The sequence below is a fragment of the Amycolatopsis methanolica 239 genome, from assembly GCF_000739085.1.
In the GTDB taxonomy this organism is placed as follows: domain Bacteria; phylum Actinomycetota; class Actinomycetes; order Mycobacteriales; family Pseudonocardiaceae; genus Amycolatopsis_E; species Amycolatopsis_E methanolica.
In genome coordinates this window covers 3,732,270-3,749,063 of record NZ_CP009110.1, presented here as the reverse complement: position 1 = coordinate 3,749,063, position 16,794 = coordinate 3,732,270, and the positions used below count along the sequence as shown (strand labels likewise).

Here is a 16,794-nt window from a genome sequence, read left to right as displayed (position 1 = left end):
GAATCGACGACATGACCTCGACCGTTCCGGAGATCACCCCGGAGGAGCAGGCGCAGCTCGACGAGCTGTACGCCGCCTTCGATGCGGCGAGCATGACTCCGCTGTGGACGCAGATCGGCGGTCTTATGCCGACCACCCCGCGGCCGGACGCGGTGCCTGCGCTGTGGCGCTGGTCGACACTGCTGCCGCTGGCCGAACGGGCGGGCGAGCTCGTCCCGGTCGGGCGCGGCGGAGAGCGTCGCGCGATCGCCCTGACCAACCCGGGGCTGCCCGGCACTCCGTACGCCACTCCGACACTGTGGGCGGCGATCCAGTACCTCGGCCCGCGCGAGGAGGCTCCGGCACACCGTCATGTGCAGACGGCGTTCCGTTTCGTGGTTGACGGCGAGGGTGTCTGGACCAACGTGGAGGGTGATCCGGTCGCGATGCGGCGGGGTGACCTGCTGCTGACCCCGGGCATGCACTTCCACGAGCACCACAACACCACGGACAAGCCGATGGCGTGGATCGACGGGCTGGACATCCCGCTCGTGCGTTACCTCGACGCCGGCTTCTTCGAGTTCGGTCCCGACGAACTGTCCACGAAGGAGACCCCCCGGGCCTCGCGCAACGAGCGGCTGTGGGGCCACCCCGGCCTGACCCCGGTCGGCGCACCCGCTCCGAAGGCGTCCCCGCTGATGGCTTACCGCTGGGAGCACACTGACGCCGCGCTGCGCGCGCAGCTGGAGCTCGAGGACGAGGGCCACCCTGGCGTTGTCGAACCCGGGCACGCTGTCGTTCGTTTCACCAATCCAGCCACCGCGGGGGACTGCTTGTCCACGATCCGCTGTGAAATGCACCGGTTGCGCGCGGGCACCCGGACTGCGGCGGTCCGTACCGCGGGTTCGGCCGTGTGGCAGGTGTTCGAAGGTTCGGGCGTCGTGACCGTCGGTCCCGAGCGCTACGAGGTGGGCAAGGGTGACCTGTTCGCCGTCCCGTCCTGGGCGCCGCTGTCCTTCGACAGCGAGGCCGGGCTGGACGCCTTCCGTTTCTCCGACGACCCCGTGTTCGAGGCGCTGCGCCTCGGCCGCACTGCCCGAGAGGACATCACCGCGTGAAGCTCGCGACCATTCGCACCGAGACCGGCACCGCCGCCGTGCGGGTCGACGCCGACGTGGCCGTGGAGCTCGGCGCGCCCGACCTGGGTGCCTTTCTGAACCGGCCGGGCTGGAAGGCACTCGCGGAGAAGGCCGACGGGCCGCGCCACGACCTGGACGGGCTCGACTACGCCCCGGTGGTTCCGCGACCGGAGAAGATCTTCTGCGTCGGGCTGAACTACCGCACCCACATCTTGGAGATGGGGCGCGAGCTGCCGGCCTACCCGGCGCTGTTCGCCAAGTTCGCTCGCGCCCTGGTCGGGGCCAACGACCCGGTGGTGCTGCCCGCCGGTTCCGAGCAGGTGGACTGGGAGGCCGAGCTCGGCGTGGTGATCGGTGCCGAAGTCCGGCACGCGAGCCCGGAAAAGGCCGCCGCCGCGATCGCCGGGTACACCGTCGTCAACGACGTGACCGCCCGCGACTTCCAGTACCGGTCGGTGGAGTGGCTGCAGGGCAAGACGTTCGAACGCAGCACCCCGGTCGGACCGTGGCTGGTGACCGATGCCCGGCCCGGTGAGATCAGCTGCACCGTCGACGGTGACATCGTCCAGAAGGCTGACACCGGCGACCTGGTGTTCGACGCGGCGGCCCTGGTCGCCTACATCTCGCAGATCGTCACGCTGGTCCCCGGCGACCTCATCGCCACCGGCACGCCCGGCGGCGTGGGGCACGCCCGCAAGCCTCCGCGTTACCTCGCCGAAGGCTCGAAGGTGGTCACGCGCGTCGAGGGCGTCGGTGAGCTGCACAACACGATGATCAAGGAGTTCTGATGCGCGTCGCCGTCGCGGGAGGCGGTCCCGGCGGGCTGTTCCTCGCCACGCTGATCCGGCGGGCCGACCCGTCGATCGAGGTCACCGTGTTCGAACGCAACCGGGCCGACGACACGTTCGGGTTCGGGGTGGTGTTCTCCGACTGCACCCTGGCCGGGATCCACGAGGCGGACCCGGTGCTGCGCGAGGCACTGACCGAGCACGGCCGGCACTGGGACGAGATCGAGGTGCGCCTCAAGGGCGCGCGGATCCGCTGCGGTGGCAACGGGATGGCCGCGATCGTCCGCAAGACGCTGCTCGCGCTGATGCAAGCCCGCGCCCGGGATGCCGGTGCGGAGCTGCGGTTTTCCAGCGAGGTCGCGCTGGACGACCTGGTCGGCTACGACCTCGTGGTCGCGGCCGACGGAACCGGGTCGAAGATCCGCGAGCAGCTGGAGGCGGATCTCGGCGTGCGGGTGGAGACCGCGACGGCGAAGTTCATCTGGTTCGGCACCGACTACCTCTTCGACGGGCTGACCTTCGTGCACGAGCGCGGCCCGGACGGGGTGTTCGCCGTGCACGGGTACCCGATCTCGGCCGAGGTGTCGACGTTCATCGTGGAGACCGACGAGGCGACCTGGCGGCGTGCCGGGCTGGATGAGTTCGACACGTCCCAGCCGCCCGGCGTGAGCGACCTGAAGTCCAAGGACTACCTGGAAAAGCTGTTCGCGGACCAGATCGCGGGGAAGCGGCTGCTCACCAACAACTCGCGCTGGGGCAACTTCCGCACCCGCCGCACTCAGCGGTGGCACACCCTGAAGCCGCGGCCGGTGGTTCTGCTCGGCGACGCCGTGCACACCGCGCACTTCTCGGTGGGTTCGGGAACGAAAATGGCGATGGAGGACGCGATCGCGCTGTCCCGCGCGCTCACCGAACACCGGAACGACCTCGCCGCCGCGCTGGCCGCCTACGAGGAGGCCGCGCAGCCGTCGGTGCGGAAGATCCAGGACTCGGCGCGGCCGAGCCTGGCATGGTGGGAGCACTTCGGCCAGTACTACGACACCTTCCAGCCGTGGCAGTTCGCCTACCACTTCCTGTCCCGCAGCATCACCGACGCCCGGCTGGCCCGGCGCGCCCCCGACTTCGTCGAGGCCACGCACCGGGCGTGGGTGACCGAACACGGCGCCGAGCCCCTGCAGGCGCCCTTCACCGCGGGCGGCTGGTCCACCCCGGGGCGGCTGGTCAAGGTCGCTGTCGCCGCGGACGGAACCCCGGTTCGCGTTCTGGGCTCCACCGAGCTGCCGCTGCAGCAGGGGGACGGCCCGTGGGGCGCGGTCATCGCGGCGCCGAAGTCCGAAGAGGACCTGCCCGCCGTGTACGAGAAGCTGGCCGCGACGCCGGGCTCGCCGGTGCTCGTCGCCGTGCACGGCGGAACACCGCTCACCCGCACCCTGGTGTGCGAGCGCGCCCGGATGGTCGAGGGGATCCCGGCCCTGCTGGTCGATCCCGGCATGGACCGGGACCAGGCCGTGACCGCCGTCCTGTCCGGCCGCGCCGACCTGATCGGGGGTGTGGCGTGACCAGCACACTCCCGGTCGGGCAGCGGACCGATTGCGCACTGGCCCCGATGTTCACTCCTCGCGGCATCGCCGTGGTCGGTGCGTCGAGGACCCCGGGCAAGCTGGGCGCGACGATGGCGCGTTCACTGGCTTCGTTCGCCGACGGCGGCGGGCACCTGGCACTGGTCAACGGCCGCGACGAGACGATGCACCCGTCGCTGGGCGCCGCGACCGGAGCGGGCCCGGTGGACCTGGCGATGATCTGCGTCCCCGCCGCCGCGTGTCCCGGTGTCCTCGCCGAGGCCGCGCAGGCCGGGGTGCGTGCCGCGGTGATCTGCGGTGGCGGGTTCGCCGAAGCCGGTGGCGCGGGCATCGAGCACCAGGAGGCCGTGGCGCAGGTGGTGCGGGAGACCGGGATCCGCGTGCTGGGCCCGAACACGAGCGGGTTCCTGGCGCCGCACGCGGGGGTCACGGCCAGCTTCGTGCCGGGCGTGGCGGGGATCCGCCCGGGCCGGGTCGCGGTGGTGGCGGCCAGCGGCGGTGTCAACCACGCGGTGTCGTTCCTGCTGACCGAGGCCGGTCACGGGATCAGCCTCGCCGTGGGACTGGGCAACGGGGTCGATGTCACCGCACCGGACATCCTGGACTACCTGGCCGAGGATCCGCACACCGGCGCGGTCGCGCTGCACGTCGAGTCGGTCGCCGACGGTCCCCGGCTGGTGGAGTCGGTGCGGTGCCTGGCCCGCAAGCGCCCGGTCGTGGCCCTGGTGGTGGGGCAACACGATGTCGGCGCCTTCGCCGCCTCCCACACCGGTGCGCTGGCAACCTCGTGGCGCACCACCCGGGCGGCCCTGGCCCAAGCCGGCGCGGTGCTGGTCGCCGACGAGCGCGAGCTGGTCGACGCGGTCGGCGCGCTGGCCGTCACGCGAGCCCGGCCCGCGGACGATCCCGGTGTCGGCGTGGTCACCGCGCAGGCCGGCCCCGGCCTGCTGCTGCTCGACGACCTGCGCGGACGCCGTGTTCAGGTGCCGGAGCTGGAGGAGGAGACCCAGCGCAGGCTCGCGGAGCTGTTGCCTCCGTTGACGTTCCAGCGCAACCCGGTGGACACCGGCCGTCCCGGGCCGGAGCTGGGCGAGATCCTCGCCACCGTCGCCGCCGACCCCGGTGTCGACGTGATCGCCGGGTACGCGCTGCACGAGCCCGACGCCGTGAACCTGGCGGAGGCGGCACGTCGTGGCCTCACCCGAGAGGTGCCGGTCGTGTTCGGCGTCGGCGGCAGCGGCGAAGAGGTTGCCGCGGAACGCCGGGCGCTGCTGGACGCCGGGATCGCGGTCGCGGCGGACGCGCGCGGCGTCGCCACGGCGACGGGCGCGCTGATCGCCGACGCAGCGGCACGTGCCCGCGACGGCGTAACAACTGCGCCGGTGCCGGTTCCGTCCGGAATCAGCGGCCCTCACGACGAGAACCAGGCCAAGGACGTGCTCGGCCGGCTCGGGATCGCGACCACGCCGCGACGGGTCTGCGCGAACCGGGCGGACGCGCACGCCGCGCTGCGGGAACTCGGTGGCCAGGTGGCGGTGAAGATCCTCGACGCCACCGTCCTGCACAAGACCGAGATCGGCGGCGTGCACTTGAACGTGCGCACCCCGGACGAGCTCGACTCCGCACTGGACGCGCTCGACGCTGCCGGAGCGCGGCGTTACCTGGTCGAGGCGATGGCGCCGTCCGGTGTGGACCTGGTGCTCGGCGCGCGGCGGGATCCGGTGTTCGGGCCGATCGTGCTGTTCGGACTGGGCGGTACGACGGCCGAAGCGCTCGCCGATGTCGCGATCCGGCTGGCGCCGCTCAGCCCGGCCGAGGCCGCGGCGATGCCGGACGAACTGGCCGGCCGCGCCCTGCTCGAGGCGTGGCGTGGTGGTCCCGTGCTCGACGCGAAAGAGCTGGGTGCGGTCGTCAGCGCCCTCGGGCACCTGCTGGTGGACAACCCCGGCCTCGACGAGATCGAAATCAACCCGCTGCGGCTGACCCGCGACGGCCTCGTCGCGCTGGACGCCGTGATCATCCCCAGGGAGGCCGACGATGCCCAGCCCGATCAGTGACCACACCGTCCCCTGGCCCGACGCCGACGCCGAGCGTTTCGTCGAGGCCGGCTACTGGGCGGGGGCCCCGCTCGGAGACCTGCTGCGAGGGGTCGCCGAACGCACCAAGGATGCGCCCGCGCTCATCGACGCCGCGGACGGCACCCGCCTGAGCCACGCCGAGCTGACCGAGCGGGCGGACGCGGCCGCGGTGCGCCTGCTCGACCTGGGGCTCGCCCGCGGCCACCGGCTGATCATGCAGCTGGGCAACGGGTGGGAGTTCGTGGTGCTCACCCTGGCCTGCCTGCGCGCCGGGATCGTGCCGGTGATGGCGCTGACCGCGCACCGCCGCACCGAGCTGACCTACCTCGCCCGCCACGCCGAGGCCACCGCGATCGCCGTACCCGACGTGCTGCGCGACTTCGACCACCAGGTTCTGGCCCACGAGCTGGGCCCGGCGGTGCGGGAAGTGACCGGCGAGGCGTGGCACGTGCTCGTCGCGGGGGAGAACCTTGCCCCGGGCAGCGTGGACCTGCGCGCTCTCTGCGGCCCGAGCACGGACCCGGCCGCCGACCGGGCGCGGCTGGACGGGGCCGGGCCGGACAGCCGGGACGTCGCGGTGTTCCTGCTCTCCGGCGGCACCACCGGGCTGCCCAAGCTGATCGCCCGCACCCACGACGACTACGCCTACAACGCCCGCATCGCAGTCGAGTACGCCGCGCTCGGCCCGGACGCGGTCTACCTGGTCAGCCTGCCGGCCGGCCACAACTTCCCGCTGGCCTGCCCGGGCATCCTCGGCACGCTGCTCGCGGGCGGACGGGTCGTCATGCTGCCCTCGCCGGAACCGGTGCGGGCCTTCGCCACGATCGCGGCCGAAGGCGTCACCCACACCGCGGTCGTCCCCGCGGTTGCCGCGCGGTGGCTCGAACACGCCGCCGAGCACGGCGCCGGTGAACTGACGAGCCTGCGGGTCCTGCAGGTCGGCGGGGCGCGGCTGGCCGACAACCTCGCTCACCGAATCAAGCCCACGCTGGGCACGAGGCTGCAGCAGGTGTTCGGCATGGCCGAGGGACTGCTCAACGTCACCCGGCTCGACGACGACGAGGAGGTCATCTGCACCACGCAGGGCCGCCCGGTCTCACCCGCCGACGAGGTGCGCCTGGTCGACGCCTTCGACATCGACGTCCCGCCCGGCGAGCCCGGCTCGCTGCTCACCCGCGGCCCCTACACCCCCCGCGGCTACTACAAAGCCGCCGAGCAGAACACCCGCGCCTTCACCGCCGACGGCTGGTACCGCTCCGGTGACATCTGCCGGATGACACCCGAGGGCAACCTGATCGTCGAGGGCCGGGACAAGGACATGATCAACCGCGGCGGGGAAAAGATTTCCGCCGAGGAGGTGGAAAACCTCGTCTACCAGCTCCCGTCGGTGCGCCAGGTCGCCGCCGTCGCGATGCCGGACCCGGTGCTTGGCGAACGGGTCTGCCTCTACGTCGTGCCCAAGCCCGGCGCCACCATCACGCTGGACGAGATCCGCGAGTCCATGGAGCGGCTCGGGGTCGCGAAGTTCAAGCTGCCCGAGCACCTGGTGCTGGTCGACGAGCTGAAATCCACCAAGGTCGGCAAGATCGACAAGAAGGCGCTGCGCGCCGACATCGCCGACCGGCTCTCCCCGGGCGTCACGGCGTGACCGGACGGCACGACGTCGGGGTGCCCCTGAGGTCGATGCGTGACGGCACCGCGCTTTTGCCGACGTGCGCGGGGCCAGACGGTGCCGCGTTCGCCTGGCCCGAAGGTGGGGTGTGCGTCGATCAGCCGCGTCGAGCACGTCCGGCCGCCCGGGCCGGCGACACGTTCCGGTTCGCAGCGACGCGCGGCCGCACGCAGACGGGTACGGGCAGCCGAACACGGCCAGTCGAGGGAGGTTGACGTGCCTGTCATTCCCCGTCCGGTACGACCAGGCCCTCCGCCCGGCAGCATGGCGGTCGAGCGGCCCGCTCGCGGTGAACCGGCAGGGGCCGCGGTGTTCGACGAGTGACCTGCTCGCCATCGAGGCCCCGAGGGTGCCCGACAGCCGTTGTCACCCCTGGTAGGGGGGCCGGGTCCGCGAGGGGTGAGCGGGCCGGTGGGAGGATGGCGCCCGTGACGGCGAGTACCAACGACATCGACAAGGCGGCCGGCCTGCTGCGCGCCGGGCGCTTGGTGGCCCTCCCCACCGAGACGGTCTACGGCCTGGGCGCCAACGCCGAGGACGCGGCCGCTGTGACGCGGGTGTTCCAGGCCAAGGGGCGCCCGCCGTCGCATCCGTTGATCGTGCACATCGGCGGCGCGGACCTGCTGGGGGAGTGGGTCGAGGACGTGCCCGAGACGGCGCGCCTGCTGGCCGAGCGCTTCTGGCCCGGGCCGCTGACGCTGGTGCTCCGGCGGGCGAGCCGGGTGCCGCTGGAAGCGACCGGCGGCCTGGAGACCGTGGCCGTGCGGGTGCCCGGCCATCCCGTCGCGCTCGCGCTGCTGTCGGCGTTCGGCGGCGGGGTCGTGGCCCCTTCCGCCAACCGCTTCGGCTCGGTCAGTCCCACGACGGCCGAGCACGTGCGGGCCGAACTCGGCGACGTGGTCGACTTCGTGCTGGACGGCGGCCCCTGTGACGTCGGTGTGGAGTCGACCATCGTCGACGTCACCGGCGAGACCCCGAGCGTCCTGCGGCCCGGTGGGGTGACGCGCGAGGACCTCGAAGCGGTGCTGGGGCGGCCCGTCGCGGTCCCGTCGACGAGCCACGTCCGGGTGCCGGGCCAGCACCCCTCGCACTACGCGCCGCAGGCGCGGGTCGTGCTGGTCGAGCCGGAAAAGGTCGTCGTCGAAGCGGAGCTCGCGCAGGAGCAGGGACACAAGGCGGGTGTCCTGCTGCCGCCTTCGTCCGGCGACGGTCCCGCGGCGGTGCACGCGGTGGTGCCGGTCCCCGGCTCGATGGCCGCCTACGCGCGCGGCCTCTACGGGTTCCTGCGCGAGTTCGACCAGCGGGGCTGCGACCTCGTGGTGGCGTCCCTGCCGCCGGAGGAGGGGCTTGGTCTTGCGATCGCCAACCGGCTGCGCCGCGCCGCCGGGCCCCGCGACGCGGGGTGACGCGCGGTCAGCGGCGCACCCGGTAGCGCAGGTGCAGCACCCGGTTGCCCTGGATGACCACCTCGGGATCCTCCAGCAGGTGCTGCGCGTCGACCGGCCCGAAGTAGCGCTTGCCGGACCCGAACACCACGGGGACGACGTCCATGCGCACCTCGTCGACCAGGCCCGCGGCGAGCACCTGGCCGCCGACGTCACCGGCGGCGACCTCGACCAGGCGGTCGCCCGCGAGCTCCTGCGCCTTGGCGATGGCCGCCTCGACACCGTCGACGAAGTGGAACGGCGCCCCGGCGTCCCAGCCCTCGGGCGGCGGCCGGTGCGTCACGACGACCACGTGGTCGATCCCGCCCGGGGGCTTCCCGTCCCAGCCGTCGGTGAGGTCGAAGACGTGGCGGCCGGCGATGGTCACCCCAATCTGGTCCCAGTACGCCCGCGTGTAGTCGTAGGAAGTCTGCGACACCTTCACCGCCCCGCTGTCGTCCAAGGGGACGTCACCGCTGGTCAGCCAGTCGAACAGCGGTCCGGGCTGGTCGTTTTTGTCCGCGATGAAGCCGTCCACTGACACCGAGCTGTACATGACCACCTTGCCCACGGGGCTCGCCTCCTCTGCTTGGGTGCCCCGGAAACTAGCGGGTCGTGAGCCGCGGCTCTTGTAAGAAATCAATCGGCGGGCAGCGGCCAGCCCTCCAGCGCGTGGCCGGGGTGTTCGCGCAGGAACCGCCGCCGGACTTCGAGGTACCGGGTCGGCGTGAGCCCGGTGAACTCCCGCAGTTCGTGGCCGAAGTGGGCCTGGTCGAAGTAGCCCGCGGCGGCGGCGAGGCCGCCCCAGTCGACCGGCCCGGCGGGGTCGATCGCGAACACGGTGGCGAGGAGGCGGTGGGTGCGGGCCAGCCGCTTCGGCGTGACGCCGACGAGCTGCTTGAACCGGTGCGCCAGATGGGTGCTGCTGATACCGGCTGCCACGGTCAGGTCGCCGATCGCCACGGCCCCGCCTGCCGCCGCGATGACGCTGCTCGTGTGGCGGACCAGCCCCAGGCCTGCGGTCTCGCGCAGCCGTCGCCGCAGCTCCTCCTCGAGCAGCGTCAGCATCTCGTGCGGTCCGTCCGCGGTGGCCAGCCGGTCCTGGAGTTCGGCGACGGCGGGCCGGCCCCACACTTGCTCCACCGTCACCGGCCGGTCGCACAGCTCGGCCGCGGGCATCGGCAGGAACGGCGCCAGCCCCCACGGCTTGAAGTGCACGCCGACGGACGAGGTCCAGGGTGGGTAGCCGAACTCCAGCGCGCGGGTGGGCGTGGTGAGCACGCAGCCGTCGGCGTAGGAGGCCGTCTCGATGTCGGCGCCGGCGCGGATGCGGAACGGCGCCCCGAGGTTGACGACGAGCAGCGCCGACGGCGCCGGCGGCAGCGTCAGCCGGGCGTACGGCGGCGCGCCCGCCAGGTAGTAGAGGTCGTCGATCAGCCCGTCCAGCGGCGGCCGCGGCACTCTGGACACGTACTCCACATCCACAGCATCGCGGACGCAGGCCACGGTGGTAAGACCGAATCGTACCGGCCTCACCGCCACCGAACATCCATGACAGCTGCTCGCCGGCGCAGCTCCTGCGGGGACCGCCGCTTGCGGTTCCGCCCCGGCTGCTCGGGCGCCGCGGTGGTGCCCGGCGGGGGTCGCCGCCACCTCGATCCGCCGCTGCGGTGCCGGGGCAGGTAGGTGGCCGACGTGCTCCCGGACAGGACCTAGTCCGGGGTGGGCAGCCCGTGCGCCGCGAGCCAGGCGCTGGCCCGGCGGGGCGACGCGCGGGCCAGCCACGCGTCCTGGACGACCTCGGCCAGCTCGTCGTAGCCGAGCCGGCCCACATCCGCCTCCAGCAGCAGCACCGACGGGTGCCCGCGGAAGTGGGGCGTGGTGAAGAACGGCGAGCGCTCGTCGGCGACGAGGGCCTCCTTGTCGGCCTCGAAGCGGACCCAGAACACGATCACGTCGGGGTAGCGCTCACCGGTCACCGGGTCGGCGGCGTCCGGCCGTGGGTTGCGGAAGAACACGAACGACCGGCCGCCGACCTGGTAGACGGGCCTGCCCCGGGTGCCTTCGACGCGCTGGACGTGCGGCATCGCCATGGCCAGGTCGTGCACATCCTGGACCCGGGCGCGCCTGCCGGTCAGCCGACCGCCTCGTCGGTGGGCCCGAGGCCGGTCTCGTCGACCGACGACGTGCCCCCGTCGGCGAGGCGCTGCCGCAGCAGGGCCTTCCCCTGCTCGGCCCCCGTGCGGCTCTCGCCCCGCGCGCGGCGGAAGAACTCGGCCAGTTCGGTGTCGCCATCCCGCTTGGCGTCGGCGATGTACCGCTCCAGCCGCAGCGTGTTGCTGAGGCAGGCCTCGACGAACCAGATGATGTTGTAATCCTTGTCCCGCGTGCCCGTGACGTGCCCGGTCTCGCTCGTCGACATCGGGTCCTCCTGCCGGGTTGGCGGAAGTGGGTACCCACACTGGGCCTGGTCAAGCATGCGCGCGCGGCCTGCGCAACCGCGAGATCGCCGACCAGCTGTTCCTGTCGCCGCGCACCGTGAGCTCGCACCTGCACAACGCCTACCCGGAGCTCGGCGCGAGCGGGCGGCACCAGCTGCGGGAGGTCGCCGGCGACCCGCGGTGAACCGGTCAGGAATCGAGAAGCGCAGGTCAGGGCGCGGCGAATACCGTTCCTGTCATGACCTCGACCCACACCATCACCCTGGAGGTGGCCGACACCGCGGCCGCCGAGCGCTTCTACACCGCCGCTTTCGGGCTCGGCTCCCGGCTCCGCGTGCGGGCCGCCCAGGAGCAGACCACCGGCTTCCGCGGCTTCACCCTCTCGCTGATCGTGTCCCAGCCCGCCGACGTGGAGCTGCTGTTCCAGTCCGCGGTGGACGCGGGCGCCACCGTCCGCAAGCCCGTCGCCAAGAACATGTGGGGTTGCGGCGGCGTCGTCCAGGCCCCGGACGGCACGATCTGGAAGGTCGCCACCCCGGCGAAGAAGGACACCCGCCCCGCCTCCCGCGAGGTGCAGAACATCGTGCTTTTGCTGGGCGTGTCCGACGTGGCCGCGAGCCGCAAGTTCTACACCGACCACGGCTTCACCGTGGCGAAGAGCTTCGCCCGCATGTACGTCGAGTTCGCCGCCGGGGAAGGCCCGATCAAGCTGGGTCTGTACCGCCGCCGCGCGCTGGCCAAGGACGCCGGGGTGCCCCCGGAGGGAGACGGCGCGCACCGCATCGCCATCGGCGGTGGCGGCGGCTCGTTCACCGACCCGGACGGGTTCGTCTGGGAGGCCACCACGTCCGCGGCGCTGTCCTGATGTGCTTGCACGAGCCGCCGGCGCACCTGCGGCCGGCGGCCGCCGGAGACGAGCCCCCTCAGCCCGCCGTGAGCGCGGTGACCAGCCCGGCCAGCCCGTCCACTTGCAGGTCGAACGAGTCGGACCCCGTGGGCGCGTCCCCGACCGGGCGGTGCACGTAGGCGGTCCGCATGCCCACGCCTGGGCGCCACGCAGGTCCCAGGCGTGGGCGGCGACCATCAGGACCCGCTCCGGCGCGCGGCCGGCGACGTCGATGGCGTGCCGGTAGATCTCCGGCGCCGGCTTGTAGGCCCGCACGTCGGCGCTGGACAGGGCCTGGTGCCAGCGCAACCCGGCGTGCGCGTTGAGCCGCAGCAGGGCGGCGTGGCTCGCGTTGGACAGGGCGAGCACGGGGAACCGGCCGGACAGCTGTTCGAGACCGCCGGCGGAGTCGGGCCACGCGGGGAGCGGCGGTCCCGCGCCGGCCAGCCGGGCGATCACCGCTGGATCGGTGATCCCCGCGCGGCCGGCCACCAGCCGGGCGGCTTTGGCGTCGAGGACCTCGGAGCCGGCGTAGGCGCGTTCGCCCCGCCCGATGCGCGCCTGCTCGGCCTCGATGTGCTCCTGCCACACGGCGAGGAGTTCGTCCCCGGCGGCCGGGGCCGCCTCGCGGATCGCCGCCCGCAGCCCGGACGGCTCGTCGACCAGCGTGCCGAGCAGGTCGAAGACGACCACCTCGATGTCGTGGATGCCGGACACGCTTCCCCCTCGTCACCAGTCGGCCTGGTGACGATCTTGCCCGCGCTGGGGACGCGTGTCGAAACGGCGGTCACTCCCGCGCGCGGGCGAGGATCCGGTCCAGCGCGCGCCGCACCGCGTCCGGCACGTCGTCGCCACGCAGGTCGTCCCGGAACTGCTCGTTCAGGCCGCCCGGCGTGGTGTGCCGGGCGGCCATCACGGTCAGCGAGTCCGGCCGTTCGAGCAGCGAGCGGCCCAGCTCGCCGAAGACGTGCGTCACGAAGGCGTTGGCCGCGTCGTGGTCGACGCCCTGCCCGGCCATCCAGTCCACGACGGTCGCCAGGTAGTCCAGGTGCGCGGCGAACGTCGCGGTCGCGCCGAGGAACGTCTCCAGCGCCGCCTCGTCGCCGGGCACCAGCACACTGCCCACGCGTGTGAAAAGCTCGCGCGCCGCCGCGTTCTCCGGGTACACCACGGTCAGGCTGCGGCGCCGCGTGGCCTGGGGCAGCGGGATGGACCGGACCACCTCGCCCGCCGGTGCGGACCACGCGCGCAGCCGCTCCACCGGCACTCCGGACGTCGCGCTGACCAGCACGTGCTCCAGCCGGAACGCCAGCTCTGCCAGCACGTCCCGCGCGACCGGGGCGGGCACCCCGAGCACGACCACCGGCGCGTGGTCCAGCACCTCCTGGTTGCTCGCGCACACCCGCACGTTCGGGAACCGCTCGGCGAGCGCGGCCGACACGGCGCGCCCGCGCGGCGACAGGAACACCTCCGGCGGATCGTCGCCCGTGCTCAGGCCCTCCACGATCGCGGCGGTGATCTCGCCGGCGCCCACGAATCCGTATCGCATCGTCACACCGCTCGCAGATCCTCTTCGACGGCTGCCAGTTCGGCAGGCGTGCCCTGCACCTTCGGGCCGGTGAACCACCGGCGCGCCGAGGCGAACCACCACACCGCCGCGCCGCCGAGCACGACGAGGAACGCGATCGGCGTGTAGTTGAACGTGCCGACCGTGACCGGGTAGGCCTGCGGCAGCATGAACAACACGAAGATGACCGCGACCCACGCAGTCGCGACGACGCCGACCGGGCGGCCCCACCGCCCCAGGTGCCACGGTCCGCGCTCGAACTCCGCGCCCCTGCGTACCCGCAGGAACACCGGGATGACGTAGGCGACGTACAGCCCGACGGTCGCGATCGAGGTGACCGCGGCGTACGCGGTGGCGCTCCACAGGTAGGGCAGCGCGAGGACCAGCGCCCCGGCCGCGGCCAGCCACACCGAGTTCGTCGGCGTGCGGGTGCGCTTGTTGATGCGGTGCCACACGCGGGATCCCGGGATCGCGCCGTCCCGGGCGAACGCGTAGATCATCCGCGAGTTCGCCGTCACCGACGCCATCCCGCAGAACAGCTGCGCGCCGATCGCGATCAGCAGCAGGAACTTCCCGGTGGTCGCGCCCGCGGTGTCGAGGAAGATCTGCGCGGGCGGCACCCCGGTCGGGGAGTTGACCGCGCCGTCGTAGTCCTGGATCGCGAAGGTGAGGCCCAGCAACAGGATCCAGCCCGCGACGAGCGACACCAGGATCGAGTTGACGATTCCGCGCGGGCCCGCCGTCGCCGCGTTCTTCGTCTCCTCCGTCATGTGCGCCGAGGCGTCGTAACCGGTGAGCGTGTACTGCGCGACCAGCAGCCCGAGCGCGAACACGTACGGCGCGAAACCCCAGCCGGTGTTGTTCACGAAGTGGCCGAACACGAACGACGCGGACTGGTGCTTCTCGGGCACGAACACCAGCACCCCGACGATCACCAGGACGCCGGCCAGGTGCCACCACACGCTGACGTTGTTCAGCACGGCCACCAGCCGCACGCCGAAGGTGTTCAGCAGCCCGTGCACCGCGAGGATGATCGCCAGCAGCAGGATCGTGTGCCCGGGCGTCGCGGCGAACCCGAACTGCAGGTCCAGGAAGGCGTTGAGGAACAACGCGGCGCCGAAGTCGATGCCGGCGGTGACCGCGACCTGGCCGATGAGGTTGAACCACCCGGTGAACCACGACCAGGCCGCGGCCGAGCGCCGCGGTGCGAGCTTCGCCGCCCAGTAGTAGAGCCCGCCCGCAGTGGGGTAGCTGGAGCACACCTCCGCCATGCCGAGGCCGACGAGCACCACGAACACCCCGACCAGGGGCCAGCCCCAGACCATCGCGGCGGGACCGCCGGTGTCGAGGCCGAACCCGTAGAGCGTGAGGCAGCCGGACAGGATCGAGATGATGGTGAAGGAGACGGCGAAGTTGGAGAACGCCGACATCGTCCGTCTGAGCTCCTGGGCGTAGCCGAGCTGGTGCAGCCGGGTGCTGTCGGAGTCCACGGGCTCACCTCGGTGTTCAGTTCACGGGTGCGGAAACGGTAGTGCTCACCCGCGCGGAGCGTCAAGGTCCACCCGGGTGTCCACAACGGACTCCGCTGCGCCGGTCGGCGGAACGTGGCGCAGCAGGTGGACGATCAGCGCGGCCACCACGGCGAGCGCGGCGGCGCTGATCGCGGCGACCAGGTGCAGCCCGCCGGTGAACGCCTCGCGCGCCGGGGCGAGCAGCGCCCCGGCCAGGTCCGCGGGCAGGTCGCGGGCGGCGGCGACCGCGTCGGCGAGGCTTTCCCGCGCGGCGCCGGCGGCCCCGGCCGGAACGGTCTCCGGCGGGGTGAAGCGGCTGGTGTAGACCGCGGCGCCGATGCTGCCGAGCGCGGCGAGCCCGAGCGCGAACCCGAACTGGCCGCTGGTCTCGTTGAGGGCGGCGGCGGAGCCCGCCTTCTCCGCCGGCGCGGAACCCATGATCAGGCCGGTGCTCAGGGTGACCAGCGGGCCGGAGCCGAGGAAGATCAGCGCGAACCCGGTCGCCACGGTGCCTGGCCCCAGCGCGGCGCCGGTCCGGGTGAGCACGATCAGCCCGCACACCGAGACCACCAGCCCGGCGCCGATCAGGTACGCGGGCCGGAACCGGCGCGCGAGCACCGGCGACACGACGAACGACACGGTGTTCGCGGCGATCGCGGGCATCATCCACAGCGCCGCGCCGAGCGGGGAGAGGCCTTCGACCAGTTGCAGGTCCTGGGTGATGAACAGCATCAGCGCGCCCATCAGCAGCGTGCCGGACATCATCGCGCCCAGCGCCGTGCTGAACGACCGGTTCGCGAACAGCCGCAAGTCCAGCAGCGGGTGCTCCAGGCGTCGCTGCCTGCGGCCGAACACGACCGCGAACCCGATCCCGGCGGCCAGGCTCGCCAGCGGCAGCGGCCGCCAGCCGTCCTGGGCCAGTTCCTTGAGCCCGTGGATCGCCGGGATCACCGCGGCCAGCGACAACGCGACGCTGACCAGGTCCGGTTTTCCGGCGTCCGGGTCGCGGTACTCGGGCAGCAGGACCGGGCCCGCGACGAGCAGCAGCGCCATCGCGGGCACGCCGAGGAGGAACACCGAGCCCCACCAGAAGTGCGCGAGCAGGGCGCCGCCCGCCACCGGGCCGATCACCGCCCCGGCCGAGAAGCACATGCCCCACAGCCCGATCGCCAGCCCCATCTGCCGCGGGTCGCGGAAGAGGGTGCGGATCAGCGACATCGTGGAGGGCGCGAGGACGGCGCCGGCCACCCCGAGGACCGCGCGCGCCGCGATCAACATCAAGGGGGTGGAGGCGAAGGCAGCGGCGATCGAGGCGGCCCCGAACGCGGCCGCGCCGATGAGCAGCAGCTTCCGGCGGCCGATCCGGTCGCCGAGCGTGCCCATCGTGATGAGGAACCCGGCCATGAGGAAGCCGTAGACGTCGGTGATCCAGAGCTGCTCGACGCTGCTCGCGCCCAGGTCGGCGGCCAGGTGCGGCAGGGCGAGCAGCAGGACGTACACGTCGATGGAGACGAGCAGGGTGGGCAGGGCGAGCACGGCGAGCGCGAGCCACTCCCGCCGCCCGGCCTTCGCCGGGATCGCGTGGGTCATTCCATGTCCTTCCGGTCCGCGATGGTTTTCACGGACAGGTCGGAGCGGTCGCCGGGTTCTCGACACCCGGCGCGTGGCGGGTGGGGTTGGCTTCGTCCGGTGTCGTGCCACCCGGTGGGTGGCAGTGGGGTGGTGCGGG

General features: G+C 72.8%; 15 protein-coding genes and 1 pseudogene. 8 read left to right on the top strand and 8 right to left on the bottom strand.

From position 1 onward, the window contains the following. The first annotated feature begins 11 nt into the window (after positions 1-11). The 6 genes from AMETH_RS18190 (at position 12) to AMETH_RS18165 (ending at position 8,642) form a co-directional block, all read left to right on the top strand. Positions 12-1,097 (top strand): cupin domain-containing protein, encoded by a 1,086-nt coding sequence (locus AMETH_RS18190; protein WP_017982556.1) that lies wholly within the window; start codon positions 12-14, stop codon positions 1,095-1,097. After that, the gene (locus tag AMETH_RS18185; protein WP_017982555.1) at positions 1,094-1,906 is read left to right on the top strand and encodes a fumarylacetoacetate hydrolase family protein; all 813 of its coding nucleotides are present in this window, start codon (positions 1,094-1,096) and stop codon (positions 1,904-1,906) included. The genes AMETH_RS18190 and AMETH_RS18185 overlap by 4 nt, the downstream gene beginning before the upstream one ends. Beyond that, a complete protein-coding gene (locus AMETH_RS18180) occupies positions 1,906-3,465 on the top strand; it encodes an FAD-dependent monooxygenase (RefSeq protein WP_017982554.1) in 1,560 nt (519 codons plus the stop codon). The genes AMETH_RS18185 and AMETH_RS18180 overlap by 1 nt, the downstream gene beginning before the upstream one ends. Continuing rightward, a complete protein-coding gene (locus AMETH_RS18175) occupies positions 3,462-5,543 on the top strand; it encodes an acetate--CoA ligase family protein (RefSeq protein ID WP_017982553.1) in 2,082 nt (693 codons plus the stop codon). Before AMETH_RS18180 ends, AMETH_RS18175 begins: the two co-directional genes overlap by 4 nt. Continuing rightward, positions 5,524-7,212 carry a (2,3-dihydroxybenzoyl)adenylate synthase gene (locus tag AMETH_RS18170; RefSeq protein WP_017982552.1) on the top strand — a complete coding sequence of 563 codons (1,689 nt, stop codon included), beginning with the start codon at positions 5,524-5,526 and terminating at the stop codon, positions 7,210-7,212. The genes AMETH_RS18175 and AMETH_RS18170 overlap by 20 nt, the downstream gene beginning before the upstream one ends. Positions 7,213-7,655: 443 nt before the next feature. Then, positions 7,656-8,642, top strand: coding sequence for an L-threonylcarbamoyladenylate synthase (locus tag AMETH_RS18165; RefSeq protein ID WP_038532201.1), 987 nt, complete (start codon positions 7,656-7,658; stop codon positions 8,640-8,642). A gap of 7 nt (positions 8,643-8,649) precedes the next feature. Here AMETH_RS18165 and AMETH_RS18160 read toward each other — a convergent pair whose 3' ends face one another. The 4 genes from AMETH_RS18160 to AMETH_RS18145 all read right to left on the bottom strand — a co-directional run bounded on the left by AMETH_RS18160 (position 8,650) and on the right by AMETH_RS18145 (position 11,082). After that, positions 8,650-9,231: a dihydrofolate reductase family protein gene (locus AMETH_RS18160; RefSeq protein ID WP_017982550.1), complete on the bottom strand. Its 582-nt coding sequence runs from the start codon at positions 9,229-9,231 to the stop codon at positions 8,650-8,652. Between the two features lie 68 nt (positions 9,232-9,299). After that, on the bottom strand, positions 9,300-10,121 hold the full coding sequence (locus AMETH_RS18155) for a helix-turn-helix domain-containing protein (RefSeq protein WP_017982549.1): 822 nt from the start codon (positions 10,119-10,121) through the stop codon (positions 9,300-9,302). Positions 10,122-10,372: 251 nt separating this feature from the next. After that, positions 10,373-10,768: an MmcQ/YjbR family DNA-binding protein gene (locus tag AMETH_RS18150; protein WP_209436790.1), complete on the bottom strand. Its 396-nt coding sequence runs from the start codon at positions 10,766-10,768 to the stop codon at positions 10,373-10,375. A gap of 26 nt (positions 10,769-10,794) precedes the next feature. Further along, complete coding sequence (locus AMETH_RS18145) at positions 10,795-11,082, bottom strand: hypothetical protein (RefSeq protein WP_017982547.1); 288 nt, start codon at positions 11,080-11,082, stop codon at positions 10,795-10,797. Positions 11,083-11,108: 26 nt separating this feature from the next. Between AMETH_RS18145 and AMETH_RS36960 the strand changes: the two genes are divergently transcribed. Both AMETH_RS36960 and AMETH_RS18140 read left to right on the top strand, forming a co-directional pair. Then, complete coding sequence (locus AMETH_RS36960) at positions 11,109-11,285, top strand: helix-turn-helix domain-containing protein (RefSeq protein ID WP_017982546.1); 177 nt, start codon at positions 11,109-11,111, stop codon at positions 11,283-11,285. A 54-nt stretch (positions 11,286-11,339) separates the two neighbouring features. Then, entirely contained in the window at positions 11,340-11,966 is a 627-nt protein-coding gene (locus tag AMETH_RS18140; RefSeq protein WP_017982545.1) for a VOC family protein, read from the top strand. A gap of 58 nt (positions 11,967-12,024) precedes the next feature. On the opposite strand, the pseudogene AMETH_RS18135 reads toward AMETH_RS18140, so the two are convergent. The 4 genes and pseudogenes from AMETH_RS18135 to AMETH_RS18120 form a co-directional block, all read right to left on the bottom strand. Then, positions 12,025-12,704, bottom strand: a pseudogene (locus AMETH_RS18135) (haloacid dehalogenase type II). A gap of 70 nt (positions 12,705-12,774) precedes the next feature. Continuing rightward, the gene (locus AMETH_RS18130; RefSeq protein ID WP_038533196.1) at positions 12,775-13,536 is read right to left on the bottom strand and encodes an NAD(P)-binding domain-containing protein; all 762 of its coding nucleotides are present in this window, start codon (positions 13,534-13,536) and stop codon (positions 12,775-12,777) included. A gap of 2 nt (positions 13,537-13,538) precedes the next feature. Then, the gene (locus AMETH_RS18125) at positions 13,539-15,044 is read right to left on the bottom strand and encodes an amino acid permease (protein WP_017982542.1); all 1,506 of its coding nucleotides are present in this window, start codon (positions 15,042-15,044) and stop codon (positions 13,539-13,541) included. Between the two features lie 45 nt (positions 15,045-15,089). After that, on the bottom strand, positions 15,090-16,655 hold the full coding sequence (locus AMETH_RS18120; protein WP_017982541.1) for an MFS transporter: 1,566 nt from the start codon (positions 16,653-16,655) through the stop codon (positions 15,090-15,092). Positions 16,656-16,794 lie beyond the last annotated feature (139 nt).

Bases quoted from the DNA above. Each gene is read 5' to 3' on its own strand.
- AMETH_RS18140 (WP_017982545.1), top strand. From the start codon at position 11,340: ATGACCTCGACCCACACCATCACCCTGGAGGTGGCCGACACCGCGGCC.
- AMETH_RS18165 (WP_038532201.1), top strand. From the start codon at position 7,656: ATGGCGCCCGTGACGGCGAGTACCAACGACATCGACAAGGCGGCCGGC.
- AMETH_RS18180 (WP_017982554.1), top strand. From the start codon at position 1,906: ATGCGCGTCGCCGTCGCGGGAGGCGGTCCCGGCGGGCTGTTCCTCGCC.
- AMETH_RS18145 (WP_017982547.1), bottom strand. From the start codon at position 11,082: ATGTCGACGAGCGAGACCGGGCACGTCACGGGCACGCGGGACAAGGAT.
- AMETH_RS18130 (WP_038533196.1), bottom strand. From the start codon at position 13,536: ATGCGATACGGATTCGTGGGCGCCGGCGAGATCACCGCCGCGATCGTG.
- AMETH_RS18190 (WP_017982556.1), top strand. From the start codon at position 12: ATGACCTCGACCGTTCCGGAGATCACCCCGGAGGAGCAGGCGCAGCTC.
- AMETH_RS18170 (WP_017982552.1), top strand. From the start codon at position 5,524: ATGCCCAGCCCGATCAGTGACCACACCGTCCCCTGGCCCGACGCCGAC.
- AMETH_RS18120 (WP_017982541.1), bottom strand. From the start codon at position 16,655: ATGACCCACGCGATCCCGGCGAAGGCCGGGCGGCGGGAGTGGCTCGCG.